General features: G+C 71.0%; 11 protein-coding genes. 4 read left to right on the top strand and 7 right to left on the bottom strand.

What is annotated here, in order from left to right:
- Positions 1 to 4 precede the first annotated feature (4 nt).
- Positions 5 to 2,680 carry a [protein-PII] uridylyltransferase gene (locus JJ685_RS09210; protein ID WP_201673956.1) on the bottom strand — a complete coding sequence of 892 codons (2,676 nt, stop codon included), beginning with the start codon at positions 2,678 to 2,680 and terminating at the stop codon, positions 5 to 7.
- Positions 2,677 to 3,480, bottom strand: coding sequence for a type I methionyl aminopeptidase (map, locus tag JJ685_RS09205; RefSeq protein ID WP_201673955.1), 804 nt, complete (start codon positions 3,478 to 3,480; stop codon positions 2,677 to 2,679). The genes JJ685_RS09210 and map overlap by 4 nt, the downstream gene beginning before the upstream one ends.
- Positions 3,481 to 3,576: 96 nt before the next feature.
- Between map and purL the strand changes: the two genes are divergently transcribed.
- From purL to JJ685_RS09190, 3 genes are all read left to right on the top strand, one after another.
- Positions 3,577 to 7,530 carry a phosphoribosylformylglycinamidine synthase gene (gene purL / locus JJ685_RS09200; RefSeq protein ID WP_201673954.1) on the top strand — a complete coding sequence of 1,318 codons (3,954 nt, stop codon included), beginning with the start codon at positions 3,577 to 3,579 and terminating at the stop codon, positions 7,528 to 7,530.
- 23 nt (positions 7,531 to 7,553) lie between these two features.
- Positions 7,554 to 8,543 (top strand): Bug family tripartite tricarboxylate transporter substrate binding protein, encoded by a 990-nt coding sequence (locus JJ685_RS09195; protein ID WP_201673953.1) that lies wholly within the window; start codon positions 7,554 to 7,556, stop codon positions 8,541 to 8,543.
- Between the two features lie 207 nt (positions 8,544 to 8,750).
- Positions 8,751 to 9,014: a hypothetical protein gene (locus tag JJ685_RS09190; protein WP_201673952.1), complete on the top strand. Its 264-nt coding sequence runs from the start codon at positions 8,751 to 8,753 to the stop codon at positions 9,012 to 9,014.
- Position 9,015: 1 nt separating this feature from the next.
- Here the strand turns inward: JJ685_RS09190 and JJ685_RS09185 are convergent, their stop codons facing one another.
- Positions 9,016 to 11,625 (bottom strand): cation-translocating P-type ATPase, encoded by a 2,610-nt coding sequence (locus JJ685_RS09185; RefSeq protein WP_330901736.1) that lies wholly within the window; start codon positions 11,623 to 11,625, stop codon positions 9,016 to 9,018.
- A gap of 241 nt (positions 11,626 to 11,866) precedes the next feature.
- Here JJ685_RS09185 and JJ685_RS09180 point away from each other — a divergent pair, with 241 nt between their 5' ends.
- Positions 11,867 to 12,325, top strand: coding sequence for a hypothetical protein (locus tag JJ685_RS09180; protein WP_201673950.1), 459 nt, complete (start codon positions 11,867 to 11,869; stop codon positions 12,323 to 12,325).
- Between the two features lie 35 nt (positions 12,326 to 12,360).
- Here the strand turns inward: JJ685_RS09180 and JJ685_RS09175 are convergent, their stop codons facing one another.
- From JJ685_RS09175 to JJ685_RS09160, 4 genes are all read right to left on the bottom strand, one after another.
- Positions 12,361 to 14,367, bottom strand: coding sequence for a peptidase U32 family protein (locus JJ685_RS09175; RefSeq protein ID WP_201673949.1), 2,007 nt, complete (start codon positions 14,365 to 14,367; stop codon positions 12,361 to 12,363).
- Positions 14,368 to 14,461: 94 nt separating this feature from the next.
- Complete coding sequence (locus JJ685_RS09170; protein ID WP_201673948.1) at positions 14,462 to 15,034, bottom strand: hypothetical protein; 573 nt, start codon at positions 15,032 to 15,034, stop codon at positions 14,462 to 14,464.
- 16 nt (positions 15,035 to 15,050) lie between these two features.
- Complete coding sequence (locus tag JJ685_RS09165; RefSeq protein WP_201673947.1) at positions 15,051 to 16,658, bottom strand: gamma-glutamyltransferase family protein; 1,608 nt, start codon at positions 16,656 to 16,658, stop codon at positions 15,051 to 15,053.
- A gap of 7 nt (positions 16,659 to 16,665) precedes the next feature.
- Complete coding sequence (locus JJ685_RS09160) at positions 16,666 to 17,643, bottom strand: Bug family tripartite tricarboxylate transporter substrate binding protein (protein WP_236598855.1); 978 nt, start codon at positions 17,641 to 17,643, stop codon at positions 16,666 to 16,668.
- Positions 17,644 to 17,649: the final 6 nt, after the last annotated feature.

The raw sequence follows: 17,649 nt of genomic DNA, 5'->3' as shown, positions 1-17,649 counted from the left end.
CGGCCTACGACGCGATCGCTTCGAGCAGCTCGGTCTCGATCTCGATCTGCTTGCGGTTCTGCTGCAGCTCGGGGCCGTCGATCAGGAAGGTGTCTTCCACCCGCTCGCCCAGCGTCGTGACCTTGGCCAGCTGCAGGTTCAGCTTGTGGCGGGCCAGCACGCGGGCGATGGAATAGAGCAGGCCGACCCGGTCGCTGGCGGACACGGACAGAAGCCAGCGCTGCGCCTTCTCGTCCGGGAGCAGGTCCACCCGCGGCGGGATCGGGAAGCTCCGGACCCGGCGCGAGACCCGGCCGCGGCTGGGCGGCGGCAGCGGGCCCGCCGCGGCGATCACGCCGGCCAGGTCGGACTCCACCATGGTGCAGAGCTCGCGGTAGTGGTCCGGCATCATGGCCGTCACCACCTGAAAGGTGTCCAGGGCGTGGCCGTTGGTGGCCGTGTGGATCTTGGCGTCCAGGATGCTGAAGCCGGCCTGGTCGAAATAGCCGCAGATGCGCGCGAACAGGTCCGGCTGGTCCGGCGTATAGACCATCAACTGCAGCCCTTCGCCGACGGGCGACATGCGCGCCCGCACGATCGCCTTGGCCGCGCCGACGTAGCGCGAGACATGGCGCGTGTGCCACACGATGTCGCCGGCGTCGTGGCGCATGAAGTAGCCGACGTCCAGGGTGTCCCACAGCTTCTTGTGCGCCTCGAAGGGCAGCGCATACAGCTGCAGTTGCACCAGCGCCTCGCGCTTGCGCGCCTCCACCTCGGCGCGCGGATCGGGCGCGACGCCGCCCAGCACGCGCACGGTGTAGCGATAGAGGTCCTCCAGCAGCTTGCCCTTCCAGGCGTTCCAGACCTTGGGGCTGGTGCCGCGGATGTCGGACACGGTCAGCAGGTACAGGGCCGTGAGGTAGCGCTCGTTCTCCACGCGCGCGGCGAATGCCTTGATCACCTCCGGGTCGCCGAGGTCCTTCTTCTGCGCCACGTTGCTCATGAGCAGGTGGTGCCGGACGAGGAATTCGATCAGCGCGGCGTCTTCGCCCTGGATGCCGTGCTGCTTGCAGAAGCGCCGCACCTCGCGCGCGCCCAGCTCGGAGTGGTCGCCGCCGCGGCCCTTGGCGATGTCGTGGAACAGCGCCGCCGCGTAGAGGATCCAGGGCTTGTCCCAGCCCGCCGCGAGCTGCGAGCAGAACGGGTACTCGTGCGCGTGCTCCGCGATGAAGAAGCGGCGCACGTTGCGCAGCACCATCAGGATGTGCTGGTCCACCGTATAGACGTGGAACAGGTCGTGCTGCATCTGCCCCACGATCCTGCGGAACACCCACAGGTAGCGCCCCAGCACCGAGGTCTGGTTCATCAGGCGCATGGCGTGCGTGATGCCGCGCGGCGCCATCAGCATCGCGCAGAAGGTCGCGTGGTTGACGGGGTCGTTGCGGAAGTTGCCGTCCATCACCTTGCGCGCGTTGTAGAGCGCGCGCAGGGTCCGCGCCGACAGGCCCTTGACGCCCGGTGCCGTCTGGAACAGCAGGAAGGTCTCGAGGATGGCCTGCGGGTGGCGCAGGTACAGGTCGTCGCTGGCGACCTCGATCATCCCGGCCTTCTCCAGAAAGCGCTCGTTGATCGGGCGCGACTCCGCCGCCAGCGGATTGAGCCGTTCCTCGATGTTCAACAGCAGGATCTGGTTGAGCTGCGCCACCGCCTTGGCGGCCCAGTAGAAGCGCTTCATCAGCCGTTCGCTCGCCCGGGCCACGAGACGGCCGTCCGCACGCATCGTGGCCTTGTAGCCGAGGGAATCGGCCACGGTGTTCTGCAGGTCGAACACCAGCCGGTCCTCGCGCCGGCCGGCCACGATGTGCAGGCGGGCGCGGATCATCGACAGCAGCGCCTCGTTGTGCTTGATCTGGCGCGCCTCGAAGGGCGTGGCCAGGCCGCGCCGGGCCAGCTCGTCCCAGCTCTTGCCGAAGCCGGCGGCGTTGGCCACCCACAGGATCACCTGCAGGTCGCGCAGGCCGCCGGGCGACTCCTTGCAGTTCGGCTCCAGCGAGTAGGGCGTGTTCTCGAACTTGGTGTGGCGCTGGCGCATCTCCAGCGTCTTGGCCGTGAAGAAGGCGCGTGGGTCGATGCGCTCCCGGGTGCGGTCCCGGAACTCCTTGAACAGCTTGCGCGAACCGGTGATCGGGCGCGACTCGATCAGCGCCGTCTGCACGGTCACGTCGCCGGCGGCCTGGGCCACGCATTCCTCGACCGTGCGCACGCTGGAGCCGATCTCCAGGCCGGCGTCCCAGCAGCTGCCGATGAAGTTCTCGATCCGGCGCTTGAGTGTGTCGTCGTGGTCGGGCGAGATGCCGTCCGGCATCAGCAGCAGCACGTCGACGTCGGAGTGGGGGAACAGCTCGCCGCGGCCGAAGCCGCCGACCGCCACCAGGGCGATGCCGGCGGGGATGCCGGCGCGCTGCCAGAGGAGCTTCAGGGTGTCGTCGGCGAGCTGGCTCAGGGCCTGCAGCAGGCCCTTGACGCTGCGGGTGGAGCCGACCTCGCGGAATTCGGCCAGCAGCTCGCCCTTGCGCGCCTTGTACGCCGCGCCGACCGAGGGAACGTCCTTCCCGTGCGGACCGGCGTCACTCCCGCGCAGGCGGGGATCCAGGGCTTCCTGCCCCCCGGCCTCCTCGGGAATGACGCCAGCGCGGCTCATCCCTTGACGAACGCCGGCGGCGGCGGGCTGCCCTCGGACAGGGTCAGCACCTCGTAGCCGGTCTCGGTGACGAGCACCGTGTGCTCCCACTGGGCCGACAGCGAATGGTCCTTGGTGACGATGGTCCAGCCGTCGTTGCCGAATTCCTTCACGTCGCGCCGGCCGGCGTTGATCATGGGCTCGATGGTGAAGACCATGCCCGGGCGCAGTTCCTCCAGGGTGCCCGGCTTGCCGTAGTGCAGCACCTGGGGCTCCTCGTGGAAGTTGCGGCCGATGCCGTGGCCGCAGAACTCGCGCACCACGGAGAAGCCGTTGGATTCGGCGAACTTCTGGATGGCCCAGCCGATGTCGCCCAGCCGGACGCCGGGCCGGACTTCCACGATGCCGTGCCACATCGCGTCGTAGGTGATGCCGACCAGCCGCTTGGCGGCGATGGAGGCCTCGCCCACGACGAACATGCGGCTGGTGTCGCCGTACCAGCCGTCCTTGATGACGGTGACGTCGACGTTGACGATGTCGCCCTTCTTCAGCGGCTTGTCGTTCGGGATGCCGTGGCACACCACGTTGTTGACCGAGGTGCACAGCGACGCCGGGTAGGGCGGGTAGCCGGCCGGCTGGTAGCCCAGCGTGGCGGACGTGGTGCCCTGCTTGGCCATGCACTCGGCGGCCAGCTGGTCGATTTCCCGCGTCGTGATGCCCGGCTTGATCTGGGGCGTGAGGTAGTCCAGGACTTCCGCGGCCAGGCGCCCGGCGGTTCGCATCCCCTGGATGCCTGCTTCGTCTTTGATCGTGATACCCATGGTCGGGATTATCCCACCCCCCAAGGTAGAATGACGGGCTCTCCCCGAACGGCCCCAGTCAGCGGCCGGCGCCCCTTTCCCGAAGGCTTCAGCACAGTGTCCCTGCACATCACCGAGTTCGAGGGCGGACAGGCCCTCAGCGACTTCCGGATCCAGCAACTCCTGCCGCGCCTGCAAGCGGTGCACCCCAAGATCGCCGGCATCGCCGCGCGCTACGTGCACCTGGTGGCGAGCGACCATCCCTTCACGCCCCAGGAAAAGGAGCGCCTGGCGGCCCTGCTGACCTATGGCGACCCGTACACCGGCCCCACCGAGGGGCCCCTGCTGGTGGTCACGCCGCGCCTGGGCACGGTCTCCCCCTGGGCTTCCAAGGCCACCGACATCGCCCACAACTGCGGCCTCGCCATCCGCCGCATCGAGCGGGCGGTGGAATACCGGCTGCGGCTGGCCTCCGGCTGGCTGGGCAAGGCCACGCTGGAGCCGGCGCAGCTGGCCGCGGTGGCCGGGCTGCTGCACGACCGCATGACCGAAAGCGTGGTGCCCGGGCTGGCCGAGGCGGAGCGCCTGTTCACGGAACTGCAGCCGCAGCCCATGGAGCACGTCGATGTGCTGGCCGGCGGCCGCGCCGCGCTGGAAGAAGCCAACCGCCGCTTCGGCCTGGCCCTGGCCGACGACGAGATCGACTACCTGGTGCGCGCCTTCCAGGACCTGCAGCGCAACCCGACGGACGTCGAACTGATGATGTTCGCCCAGGCCAACAGCGAACACTGCCGGCACAAGATCTTCAACGCCTCCTTCGCCATCGACGGCCAGCCGCAGGAGAAGAGCCTGTTCGGCATGATCCGCAACACGCACCAGCTGCATCCGCAGCACACGGTGGTCGCCTATTCCGACAACGCCGCGGTCATGGAAGGCCACGGCGTGGAGCGTTTCGTGCCGGCCGAGGGCGGCCTCTACCGCGCCAGCGAGGCAACGCACCACGTCCTCATGAAGGTGGAGACGCACAACCACCCGACGGCGATTTCGCCCTTCCCGGGCGCCTCCACCGGCGCCGGCGGCGAGATCCGCGACGAGGGCGCCACCGGCCGCGGTGCGCGCCCCAAGGCCGGCCTGACCGGCTTCACGGTGTCGAAGCTGTGGGACGGCCGCTTCGGCAAGCCGGAGCACATCGCCAGCCCGCTGCAGATCATGACGGAGGGCCCGCTGGGCGGCGCGGCCTTCAACAACGAATTCGGCCGGCCCAACCTGCTGGGTTATTTCCGCGAGTACGAGCAGGAAGTCGCCGGCGTCGCGCGCGGCTACCACAAGCCGATCATGATCGCGGGCGGCATCGGCCTCATCGACGCCGGGCTCACGCACAAGATCCCCTTCCCGGCGGGCACCTTGCTGGTGCAGCTGGGCGGCCCCGGCATGCGCATCGGCATGGGCGGCGGCGCGGCCTCGTCCATGGCCACCGGGACCAACACCGCGGAGCTCGATTTCGACTCGGTGCAGCGCGGCAACCCGGAGATCGAGCGCCGGGCCCAGGAAGTGATCAACCGGTGCTGGGCGCTGGGCGGGAACAACCCGATCCTGGCGATCCACGACGTGGGCGCGGGCGGCCTGTCCAATGCCTTCCCCGAACTGACCAACGACGCCGGCCGCGGCGCCCGCTTCGACCTGCGCCGGGTGCCGCTGGAGGAATCCGGCCTGGCGCCCAGGGAAATCTGGTGCAACGAGAGCCAGGAGCGCTACGTGCTGGCGATCGCGCCCGAGTCGCTGGAGCAGTTCCGCGCCTTCTGTGAACGCGAGCGCTGCCCGTTCGCGGTGGTGGGCGTGGCGACGGAGCAGCGGCAGCTGGCCGTGGTGGACGAGGGCGCCGACACGCCGGTCGACATGCCGATGGACGTCCTCCTCGGCAAGCCCCCGAAGATGCACCGCGACGTCCGGCGCGTGCAGCGCACCGTGCCCCCGCTCGACGTCACCGGCGTGGCCCTGCAGGACGCCGCCATCCAGGTCCTGGGCCATCCGACCGTCGCCTCCAAGCGCTTCCTGGTCACCATCGGCGACCGCACGGTGGGCGGCCTCACGCACCGGGACCAGATGGTCGGTCCCTGGCAGGTGCCGGTGGCCGACTGCGCCGTGACCCTGGCCGACTACCGCGGCTTCGCCGGCGAGGCGATGAGCATGGGCGAGCGCACGCCGCTGGCCAGCACCGATGCCGCCGCCTCGGGCCGCATGGCGGCGGCCGAGGCCATCACCAACCTGCTGGCGGCGCCGATCGAGCTGCCGCGGGTGAAGCTGTCGGCCAACTGGATGGCCGCCTGCGGCGAGCCGGGCGAGGACGCGGCGCTGTACGACACCGTGCGCGCCGTCGGCATGGAGCTGTGCCCGCAGCTGGGCGTGGCCATCCCCGTCGGCAAGGACAGCCTGTCCATGCGCACCCAGTGGAACGAGGGCGGCGCGACGAAGAAGGTGAGCTCGCCGGTCAGCCTGATCGTGAGCGCCTTCGCGACGCTCGCCGACGTGCGCGGCACGCTGACGCCGCAGCTGCAGGCGAGCGAGGACACGACCCTGGTGCTGGTGGACCTGGGCCGGGGCCGCAACCGCATGGGCGGCAGCATCCTCGCGCAGGTGCTGGGGCAGCCGGGCGGCGACGTGCCGGACCTGGACGATCCGAAGGACCTGGTCCGGCTCGTGGCGGCCGTCAACGAACTGCGGGCGCAGGGCCGCATCCTGGCCTACCACGACCGCAGCGACGGCGGCCTGTTCGCGGCCGCCTGCGAGATGGCCTTCGCCGGCCGCGTGGGCGTGGCGCTCAACATCGACCTGCTGGTGACGGAAGGCGACGGCATCAGCGACAGCCGTGCCGACTACGGCGACGCCAAGAACTGGGCCACGCAGGTCAGCGCGCGGCGCGAGGAGCTGACCCTCAAGGCGCTGTTCAGCGAGGAACTGGGCGTGCTGCTGCAGGTGCGCACGTCCGAGCGCAACGAGGTGATGCAGGTGCTGCGGGCCCACGGCCTGTCGAAGCACGCGCACTTCGTCGGCAAGACCCGCCCGGCCGATGCGGCCATCGAGGCCGGCAAGGGCCAGCTGCAGGTCTGGCGCGACACCAAGGCGGTCTTCGGCGCCAGCTTGTCCGACCTGCACCAGGTGTGGGACAGCGTGAGCTGGAAGATCTGCCAGCAGCGCGACAACCCGGCCTGCGCCGACAGCGAGCACGCCGCGGCGGGGGATGCGGCGGATCCGGGGCTGCACGTGCACCTGCCGCAGGCACTGCCCGGCGCACCGGCCCTCAAGCTCTCCCGCCCGCGCGTCGCCATCCTCCGCGAGCAAGGCGTCAACTCCCACGTCGAAATGGCCTACGCCTTCACCCTGGCCGGCTTCGACGCGGTCGACGTCCACATGACCGACCTGCAGACGGGCCGCCACCGGCTGGCCGACTTCCTCGGCGTGGTCGCCTGCGGCGGCTTCAGCTACGGCGACACGCTGGGCGCCGGCATCGGCTGGGCCCGCAGCATCACCTTCAACCCGGACCTGTCGCGCCAGTTCCAGGACTTCTTCGCCCGCCAGGACACTTTCGGCCTGGGCGTGTGCAACGGCTGCCAGATGTTCGCCGAGCTGGCCGACATCATCCCCGGCGCGCAGGACTGGCCGCGCTTCACCACGAACCGGAGCGAACGCTTCGAGGCGCGCCTTTCGATGGTCGAAGTGCTGGAGTCGCCCAGCCTGTTCTTCCGGGGCATGGCCGGCGCGCGGCTGCCCATCGCGGTGGCGCACGGCGAGGGCTATCCGGACTTCGCGCGGCGCGGCGATGCCGGCAAGGCGATCGCGGCGATGCGCTTCGTCGACCACCAGGGCCAGCCCACGGAGCGCTATCCCTTCAACCCGAACGGCGGCGCCGGCGGCCTGACCGGCGTGACCACGGCCGACGGCCGCTTCACCGCGCTGATGCCGCACCCGGAGCGCGTGTTCCGCAACGTCCAGATGTCCTGGACTTCGGGCAAGCCTTCGGAATTCAGTCCCTGGATGCAGATCTGGCACAACGCGCGCCATTGGGTGGGCTGACGAACAACAAGCACAGGCAGTCGATGACCCAAAAAAGACGCGAACTCGTGAAAGCGCTGGCCGCCGCACCGGCCGCGATCCTCGCCGGCCCCTGGAGCGCCGCGCGCGCCCAGGGGGACTATCCCGCGAAACCGATCCGCCTGGTCGTGCCGTTCCCGGCCGGCTCCACGCCGGACGTCTTCGCGCGCATCGTCGGCGAGCGCGCCGCGCAGGGCCTCAGGCAGCCCATCGTGGTCGACAACCGCGCCGGCGCGGGCGGCAACCTCGGCACCGACCTGGTGGCCAAGGCGGCGCCGGACGGCTACACCATCGGCGCCTCGATCACCGGCCCGCTGGTGAACAACGTCGCGCTGTACAGGAAGATGCCGTACGACCCCTTCAAGGACCTGGCCCCCATCACCTTCGGCGTGCACCAGGCCAACGTGATCGCGGTCAGCCCGTCCCTCGGCGTGAACACGCTCAAGGAGCTGATGGACCTGCTGCGGCGCAACCCCGGCAAGTACAACTACGCCTCGATCGGGGTGGGCAGCCTCTCGCACCTGAGCATGGAGATGCTCAAGTCGCTGACGAACAGCTTCGTGGTGCATGTGCCCTACGCGTCCTCGCCGGCGGCCGTCACCAGCGTGCTGCAGGGCGACACGCACATGACCAGCCTGGCCCCGCTCGCGGTGATGCCGCAGGCGCAGGCCGGCAAGCTGAAGGTGCTGGCCGTGTCGACCGCGCGCCGGGTGCCCCAGTTGGCCAGCATTCCCACGCTGCGCGAGGGCGGCGTGCCCATGGACGGCAGCGCCTGGATCGGCCTCGTCGCGCCGGCGGGGACGCCGGCCCCCGTCATCGAACGCCTGAACCGCGAGTTCGTCGCCGCCATGCGCGACCCCGCCACCCAGGAGAAGCTGAAGGCGCAGTACATGGACGCCGACCCGGGCACGCCGGCCCAGTTCGCCGCCTTCATGAAGGCCGAACTGGCCAAGTGGGGCCCGGTGATCCAGCGCAGCGGCGCGACGATCGACTGAGCCGCCGGGCCTGCGGGCGGCTCCCGAGCGGGCTTTCCGCAAGGCCGGTAGAATGGAGGGGCAAGACGTTCCACAGAGACGCTGCATCTGCAGGTCGTTGCTTCTCCTTCCGCCGGCGCCGCGCCGGCGCGGCGTCGTTGAATTCCCATTGATGTTCCTCTGGCGTTGCGCACCGCACGGCCTCGCGCCGCGCGGGAGGTCCCCAGAATGAAAGACGCCGCCATGCAGAGCCTCCCCAACGCCCCCCAGTCCGCCGCCGTCGCCTCCGCGGAGAGCGATGCCCTGGCCATCCAGGCGCTCGAGGATCGCGCCGAGCAGCGTTTCGTTGCCCTGCGCGCCGAGCTGGCCACGCGCGGCCAGGCGGAGGAGGCGACCCGCTCGCCCGAATTCCGCGAGTGGATGGCGGCCCGCGTGCAGACCGACGAAGCCTGGGGCCGTTGGGCCATGGCCATGGACGCGCTGCAGGCCTGAATCAGGCGGCGCTGCGCCGCCGCCAGGCCTTCTCGGCTTCCACCGCAACCCAGACCAGCGCCGCCAGCGCGATGCACAGGGCCAGCTCCGTGGCCGTCAGCGGGTGGGTGTGGAACACGGGATTGAGGAAGGGCAGGTAGATCGTCGCCAGCTGCAGCGCGAACGTGAGCAGCACCGCCAGCGTCAGCGGCAGGTTGCTGCGCAGCCCCAGCCGCCACAGCGGCGTCGTCTCCGAGCGGATCGCCAGCACGTGGGCCATCTGGCCCAGCGTGAGCACGGTGAACACCATGGTCTGCCAGTGCGTGTCGCCCACGGCGAGTGCCCAGGCCTGCACGCCCAGGCACAGCCCCGCCAGCAGCAGCCCGATGGCCAGCACGTGCTGCCAGAGCCCGCGCGCGAACAGGCTTTCGCCCGGCGGGCGGGGCGGGCGCTGCATCACGCCGCGCTCGGCCGGCTCGGCGGCCAGCGCGAGCCCGGGCAGGCCGTCGGTCACCAGGTTCACCCACAGGATGTGGATCGGCAGCAGCGGCAGCGGCAGGCCCACCAGCGGCGCCAGGAAGATCACCCCGATCTCGCCCGAATTGCCCGTCATCGCGTAGCGCACGAACTTGCGGATGTTGTCGTAGATGCGGCGGCCTTCGCGCACGGCTGCGGCGAGGGTCGCGAAGTTGTCGTCCAGCAGCACCAGGCTGGAGGCCTCGCGCGCCACGTCGGTGCCGCCCCGGCCCATCGCCACCCCGATGTCCGCGCGCTGCAGCGCCGGCGCGTCGTTGACGCCGTCGCCCGTCATGGCCACCAGCTCGCCGTGCGCCTGCAGGGCCCGCACGATGCGAATCTTCTGCAGGGGATCCACGCGCGCAAACACGCGCACCTCGCGCACGCAGGCGGCGAGCGCGGCATCGTCCATCGCGGCCAGCCGCGCGCCCGTGAGCACGGCAGCCCCGGGGTCCTGCACGATGCCCAGGCGCAGCGCGATCGCGCGCGCCGTGGCGGGATGGTCGCCGGTGATCATGGCGGCCGTGATGCCGGCCTGCCGGCATTCGCGCACGGCGGCGGCGGCCTCGGCCCGCGGCGGGTCGATCAGGCCGACCAGGCCCAGCAACTGCAAGCCGGTGGTGTCGCCGGGCGCCGCCGGCGCGTCCCGCTCGCGGCGGGCGAAGGCGAGCACGCGCAGCCCTTCGGCGGCCATGGCTTCGGCCAGCTGCAGCCAGTGCGCGCGGTCGAGGGGACGCGCGCCCGCCTGGGCACGCAACGCCTCGCACAACGGGATCACGACCTCCGGCGCGCCCTTGGTGTAGCCGACGACCTCGCCCGCCCCGCCGCGGTGCCACGTGCTCATGCGCTTCGCGGTGGCGTCGAAGGGTTCCTCCGCGATCCGCGGCCAGCGCCGCTGCAGGTCCGTGCGGTCCACCCCCGCCAGGGCGGCGAGTTCGACCAGGGCCGTCTCGGTCGGATCGCCTTCCCAGCCCGCGCCTGGGGCCGCCTGCGCATCGTTGCACTGGGCGGCTGCCTGCAGCAGCTCGGAAGCGGCGGGCGCGCCGCGTTGCGCGGCGGACCAGCGGCCGCTGTCCGCCTCGACGAGGGCCTCGCCGCGCATGCGGTTCTGCGTCAGCGTGCCCGTCTTGTCCGAGCAGACCCAGGTCACCGAGCCCAGCGTCTCGACCGAGGCGAGCCGGCGCACCAGCGCGTTCACGGCCACCATGCGGCGCGCGCCCAGGGCCAGCAGCACGGTGACCACCGCCGGCAGGGCCTCGGGGATCGCGGCGACGGCGAGGCTCACCGCCGTCATCAGCATCAGCAGCGGCGGCTCGCCGCGCAGCAGGCCGACGCCGAACACCACCGCGCAGATGGCCAGCACCGCCAGCGCCAGTCGCTTGCCGAACACCGAGAGGCGGCGCTGCAGCGGCGTCGGCTCCCAGCCGCCTTCGGCCAGCAGCTTCGCCATCCGCCCCAGCTCGGTGGAGCGTCCGGTGGCCACCACCAGCCCGCGCGCGCGGCCCTGGGTCGCGGTGGTGCCCTTGTAGGCCATGTTGACCCGGTCGCCCAGCGCCCCGGTTTCGCCCGCGGGCACGGCGGTCTGCTTGCCGACCGTGACGGACTCGCCCGTGAGCGCCGATTCGTCCACCCGCAGCTGCACGCTTTCGATCAGCCGCAGGTCGGCGGGCACCTGGTTGCCGGCTTCCAGCAGGACCACGTCGCCCGGGACCAGTTCGTGGGCGGCGACGCGGTGCGTGCGTCCGCCGCGCAGCACCACCGCCTGGGCGGCGGCCAGCCGGCGCAGGGCCAGCAGCGCGCGGTCGGCCCGCCAGGCCTGCACCACGCCGACCAGCGCGTTGAGCAGGACGATCAGCACGATCACCAGGGTGTCGACCCAGTCGCCCAGCACGCCCGAGACGAGGGCGGCGCCGACCAGCACCAGGATCATGAGGTCGCGGAACTGCTCGGCCACCAGCGCGGCCAGGCTGCGCGGTGGGGCGGTGGGAAGTTCGTTGGGACCGTGGTGCCGGGCGCGCGTGCGGACTTCGTCCAGGTCCAGGCCGAGGGCGGGGTCCACGCCCTGGGCACGCGCGACTTCGGCGGCCTCGCGCAGGTGCCAGTGGGCGGTGGTCACGTCATCGAGTATGGGCCGGGGGTCCCCGCCTGCCTTGATGGCTGTCAAGCGCGGCTCGAGGCGCGCCGCGCCTCGTGTGGCTTGCAACTTGTTGCACTCCAGCCGGGGCGGGTGCGCCGCGGCCGTGCCGATGCGGCCTTCTTTCCGGTCGGCGCTGCGCGCCCGCCACATTCTGCGATCCGTTCAGGTTCGGTTCACGCGGGGCCGTGCACCATGGAGTCATTCAATGCAGGAGTCCACCATGAACCGCCTCGCCAAGACCGCTCTCGCCGCCATCGCCTTCGGCACCCTGGCCGTCGCTTCCACCGCCCGCGCCGCGGACGTGTCGCTCTCGATCGGCATTCCGTTCGGCTATGTGCAGCCGGCGCCGGTGTACGTCGAGCCGCAGCCGGTGTATGTGCAGCCGCGGCCGGTCTACGTGCAGCCGCAGCCCGTCTACGTGCAGCCCCGCCCGGTCTACGTCCAGCCGGAGGTCGTCTACTACGGCAACTATCGCGGGCACCGTCACCCCAATGGCGACCGGAATGCCTGGGGCGACGCGGACCACGACGGCATCGCCAACGTCTACGACCGCAACTGGCGCTACTACGATCCGCGCGCCGCGCACCGCGCCGCCATGCAGGCGCGCCCGGGCGATGCCGACGGGGATGGCGTGCCGAACCGCTTCGACAACGCGCCGCACAACCCGACGCGCCGCTGAAGCGTGCCGGCCAGGAGTCCGGGCAACCCGGACTCCTAGGCCTGCGAAGGTGACTTCGCGGGCCGCGTCCGGTAGAACTGCATCGGCACGGCCTGCGCTTCGCGGGCCTGCTGGTTCAGCACGGACTTCTTGATCCGGCCGACCACGTGCATCTCGCAGGGCTTGCAGTCGAAGCGCAGCGTGAGTTTCTCGCTGCCGTTGATCAATTGCAGGGGCTCGGCCTTGATGGTGCCCTTGACGCCCACCACGCCCTTGGCCTGCTTGGGGCACAGGCTCATGGACCAGCGTACGCAATGCTTGGTGATCATGAGGCTGACCTCGCCTTCCTCCTCGTGCGACTCGTAGGCGGCGGCGATGACCTTCACGCCGTGCTTTGCGTAGAAGTCGTGCGCCTTCTGGTTGAAGACGTTGGCGAGGTAGCTGAGGGTGTCCTCGGGATAGGCCACCGGCGGCTCGACCGCCGCGGCGCGGCGCGGGCGCTCGTAGCCGGCGGCGCGCGCGGCCTCCAGCGAGGCGACGGCGTCGCGCCGCAGCGCGTTGACCAGCGAGGGCGGAACGAACCAGGGCCGCGCCAGCTGCACCTGCAGGTCGATCGGCTCGAACAGGGTGTTGCCGAAGCGGCCCAGATGCTCGCGCAGCGCTTCCTCGGCCCGGGCGGCGTCGCGCGCCGGTTCCTTGGCGAAGGGTGCGGCGGCCTCGCCGACGAAGCCGTCCTCGTCGGTCAGGCGCAGCACGAAGCCGTCCGGCGTCTCGCCGAGGGCAGCCCACACCCCGATGCGGCGCTCGCTGGATTTCCTTTCCAGGGTGCGCACCCAGTCCATGTCGCGGTTGCGGTTGAGGCGGGTGCCCTTGCGCAGGTCGCGCATGCCGGCGATCGGGTCCTTGGGCCAGACGCGCCACGCGCCCAGCCTGGCGAGCGGCTCGGCGCGGTTGATCGCCACGCCCACCAGCTCCTTCTGCAAGTCGAAGTAGCACAGGCCGTCGCCGTTGTGCAGCAGCGCCTGCGCGTCGTCGAGTTCGAGCTCGATGGAGTCCGTTCCCACCTTCGTGACCCAGCCGATCGCGCGGCCCGGGTTCTTGGGGGAGTCCATCGCCGCGATGTCGTCCTGCCGGCCGTTGACGAAGTAGTCGGTGAACTCGCGGTTGAAGTTCTGGTCCGGGTCGGGCGTGAAGCTGAAGGTGGTGCGGCCGCTGGAGGCGCGGGCCAGCGGGTTGTCGGAGCCTTCGCGCGCTTCGATCAGTTCGTCGAAGAGCTTGCGGTAGTGGGCCGTGATGTTCTTCACGTAGCCCATGTCCTTGTAGCGGCCCTCGATCTTGAAGCTGCGCACGCCGGCATCGACCAGCGCGGCCAGGTTGGCGCTCTGGTTGTTGTCCTTCATGGACAGCACGTGCTTGTCGTGGGCGACGAAGCGGCCCGCGCCGTCCACCACGTGGTAGGGCAGGCGGCAGGCCTGCGAGCAGTCGCCCCGGTTGGCGCTGCGGCCCGTGTGCGCGTGGCTGATGAAGCACTGGCCGCTGTAGGCCACGCAGAGCGCGCCGTGGATGAAGAACTCCACCTTGCAGCGCTCGGCATCGAGCGCGTCGTGGATCTCGCGGACCTGCTCCAGCGTCAGCTCGCGCGCCAGCACGATCTGCGAGAAGCCGACGTCCTGCAGGAACTTCGCCTTCGCCACCGTGCGGATGTCGGTCTGCGTGCTGGCATGCAGCTGGATCGGCGGCAGGTCCAGTTCCAGCAGGCCCATGTCCTGCACGATCAGGACGTCGGCGCCGGCGTGGTACACGTCCCAGGCCATCTTGCGCGCGCCCTCCAGCTCGTCGTCGCGGAGGATCGTGTTGTGGGTGACGAAGATGCGGGCGCCGAAGCGGTGGGCGTGCTTCGCCAGGCGCTCGATGTCCTGCACGGAATTGCTGGCCGAGACGCGCGCGCCGAATTCGGGCCCGCCGATGTAGACGGCGTCCGCGCCATGGTTGATCGCCTCGATGCCGATGTCGGCATCGCGGGCGGGAGCGAGCAGCTCCAGCTGGTGGTGTTGCAGGGACATGGGAGCGCGCCCGCCCGGCGGCCGCGGCCGGGCTGGTGAGGGAACCGCCAATCTTATCGGGGCCGGCCTTTCCCTGCACCGGGCCCGGCAAGGCCTACTGGCTGAGCTTGCGGATCTCGAGTTGCAGGCAGCCGTGGTTGTTCTCGTAGGCGCCGGGCCAGTCGTTGGCGAAGAACATCAGTTCCTCGCCCGCCTCGGCCTTGAGGGCCCGGCCCGCGCCGACGACGAAGAAGTACCGCTCTTCGTGGCCCTGGGCGCCCATCAGCGCGTAGATCGGATGGCGCGGCGCGCGCGCCCAGTGCCGGGCGTAGCCGCCGCTGAAACGGTACATGCCGGTCCAGCCGGTCTCGAGATCGGATTCCGACTGCCAGCTGTCCGTCCAGGCCTCCCGGCGCCCGGTGACTTTGAGGTCGTAGGTGGCGCCGCGCTCGAGGATGATGCCGGTCGGGTTCCATTGGCAGCGGGCGTCCACGGTGACCCGCACCGACTGGCCGGCGGGCAGGACGTCCAGCGGCCGCAGCGCTTCCGGGGTGCACACGGACTTGTCGGCCATGCCCCGTTCGTAGCAGCGGTTCGGCCCCACGGGCGCGGTCGGCGAGGCGCAGGCCGCCAGCAGCGCGCAGGCCAGCAGGAGAGGGACGGGGGCCGGCAAAGTCCTTGCGCTCATGGTCGAACCTCCGGGCTCAGAAGCCCACTGGATACCCGTCCTTGCGATGGTCCGAGGCGGCCACGTAGCCGTGCCGCGTCTTCAGCGCGAGCTGCGCGCAGCCGAACTCGGTGTCGAAGCGCTGTGCCACCCTGATCGGGTGGCCGCGGGCGCGCAAGCCCTCGATCGCCTCGGGCGGGAAGTTCCACTCTACCGCCACGCCGAGGTTGTCGTCCAGCACGCGCCAGCGCGGCGCGTCGCTCGCCGCCTGGGGATTCAGGCCCTGGTCGGCGATGCGCACCGCCAGCTGCACGTGCCCCTGCGCCTGCATGGAGCCGCCCATCAGCCCGAAGCTGGCCAGCGGGCGCCCGTCCTGCATGAGGAAGCCGGGAATGATGGTGTGGAAGGGCCGCTTGCGCGGCGCGACCTCGTTCGGGTGGCCCCGCTCCAGCGTGAAACCCCAGCCGCGGTTGTGCAGGGCGATGCCGGTCTGCGGGACGACGACGCCGGAGCCGAAGCCCTTGAAGTTGGACTGGATGAAGGAGACCATCATCCCGGCCTGATCCGCCGCCGTGAGGTAGACGGTGCCGCCGCTCGCAGGCGCACCGGCGGCGGCCGGCGCGGCGCGGTCCGGGTCGATCTGCTTCGCGCGGCGGGCGAGGTACTCCGGGGCCAGCAGATGCTGCGAGGTGACCTCGCGCATCGCCTGCGGGTCGGCCACGTAGCGGTACAGGTCCGCGAAGGCCAGCTTCATCGCCTCGATCTGCAGGTGGTGCCACAGCGCGCTGTCGGGGCCTGCCGCCTTCAGGTCGAAGTGAGACAGCATGCCCAGCGCCATCAGCGCGCCGATGCCCTGGCCGCCCGGTCCGATCTCGTGCAGTTCCATGCCGCGGTAGGACACCGAGAGCGGTTCGACCCAGTCCGCCTCGTGTTCGGCCAGGTCCTGTTCGTCCAGCACGCCGCCGGTGCGGCGGGCATGGTCGGCGATCGCCCGCGCCAGGCTGCCGCGGTAGAAATCCTCGCCCTTGCTCTGCGCGATCTTCTGCAGCGTGTCGGCCTGGCCGGGGCAGATCCAGAGCTCGCCGATGGCGGGCGCCTCGCCGCCCGGGGCGAAGGCTTCGCGGAAGCCCGGCTGCGGCAGCAGTTCCGCCACCTGGGCCTGCCACTGGCGCCGCACCGTCGGCGACACCAGGTAGCCCTCCCGGGCGTGGCGCAGCGCGGGCTCGAACAGCTCGGCGAAGGGCAGGGCGCCGAAGCGCTCCGAGAGCATTCGCCAGGCCGACACCGTGCCCGGCACCGTGACCGCGTCCCAGCCCCGGTAGGGCATTGACGGGTGGCGCGCGAAATGTTCGCGGGTCCAGCGCCGGGGCGCCCGCCCGCTCGCATCGAGGCCATGCAGGCGCTGGCCGTCCCAGACGAGGGCGAAGGCGTCGCCCCCGATGCCGTTCATGCAGGGCTCGACCACCGTCAGCGTGATCGCGGTGGCGAGCGCGGCATCCACCGCATTGCCGCCGCGCGCCAGCACCAGCGCGCCGGCGGCGGACGCGAGGGGCTGCGAGGTGCTGACGACGTTGCGCGCCAGCAGCGGCATGCGCTGCGAGGGGTAGGGGAAGTCCCAGAAGCCGGCGGGGGTGTCGGGAGTCATGCGGCGCTCATTCCAGCCGCACCTTGGCCTGCTGCACCACCTTGCCCCAGGTGCGGAACTCCTCGTCGACGACCTTGGTGAAGTCCTCTCCCGGCGTGTAGCGCAACTCCACGCCCTGTTCCTGCATCCGCTGTTTCAGCTCGGGCGATTCGACGGCGGCCCGCACGGCGCGGTCGAGTGCGGCGATCGCCTGCGGCGGCGTGCCCTTCGGCACCATCAGCCCGAAGTGGTTGTCGGCCGAGAAATTCACGCCGGCCTCGGCGATGGTGGGCACCTCGGGCAGCATTGCGAGCCGCCTGCTGGAGGCGACCGCCAGCACGCGCAGCTTGCCGGCCTTCACGTGCGGCATCGACGCGGGGATGCTGTCGAACATCATGCTGGAGCTGCCGGCCATCAGGTCCGGCAGGGCCTGCGAGCTGCCCTTGTAGGGAATGTGCACGACCTCCGCCCCGGTGGCGGCCTTGAACACTTCCGATTCCAGGTGCGACAGCGTGCCCGCGCCCTGCGAAGCGAAGTTGTGCTTGCCGGGCTGGGCCTTGAGCATGGCGACGAGCTGGCCCACGTTCTGCACCGGCAGCGACGAGGGCACCACCAGCATGTGCGGAACGATCGCCACGCCGGCCACCACAACGAAGTCCTTCTGCAGGTGCGCGGATTGCGGCGGATAGGCCGCCGCGGCGATCGCCGCGTTGGTGACGGCCGCCATGTAGGCGGTGTAGCCGTCCGGCGCCGCCCTGGCCGCCGCGATCAGGCCGATGTTGCCGCCCGCGCCCGGCTTGTTCTCGATCACGATGGACTGCTTCAGCGTCTCCGACATCCGCTGGCCGATGGCGCGGGCCAGGATGTCCGTGGCGCCGGCGGGCGGGAAGGACAACATCAGCGTGACCGCCTTCTCGGGGTACTCCGCCTGCGCGGCGAAGCTGGCCGAGGCCAGCAGCGCGGCGGCGCCGGCGCGCCGCAGGAGGGAACGGGGAACAGCTTGCATCATGAC

Source organism: Ramlibacter monticola, from assembly GCF_016722785.1.
In the GTDB taxonomy this organism is placed as follows: Bacteria; Pseudomonadota; Gammaproteobacteria; order Burkholderiales; family Burkholderiaceae_C; genus Ramlibacter; species Ramlibacter monticola.
The sequence above is the reverse complement of the archived record's forward strand: the minus strand, read 5'-3'. Positions and strand labels throughout refer to the sequence as shown.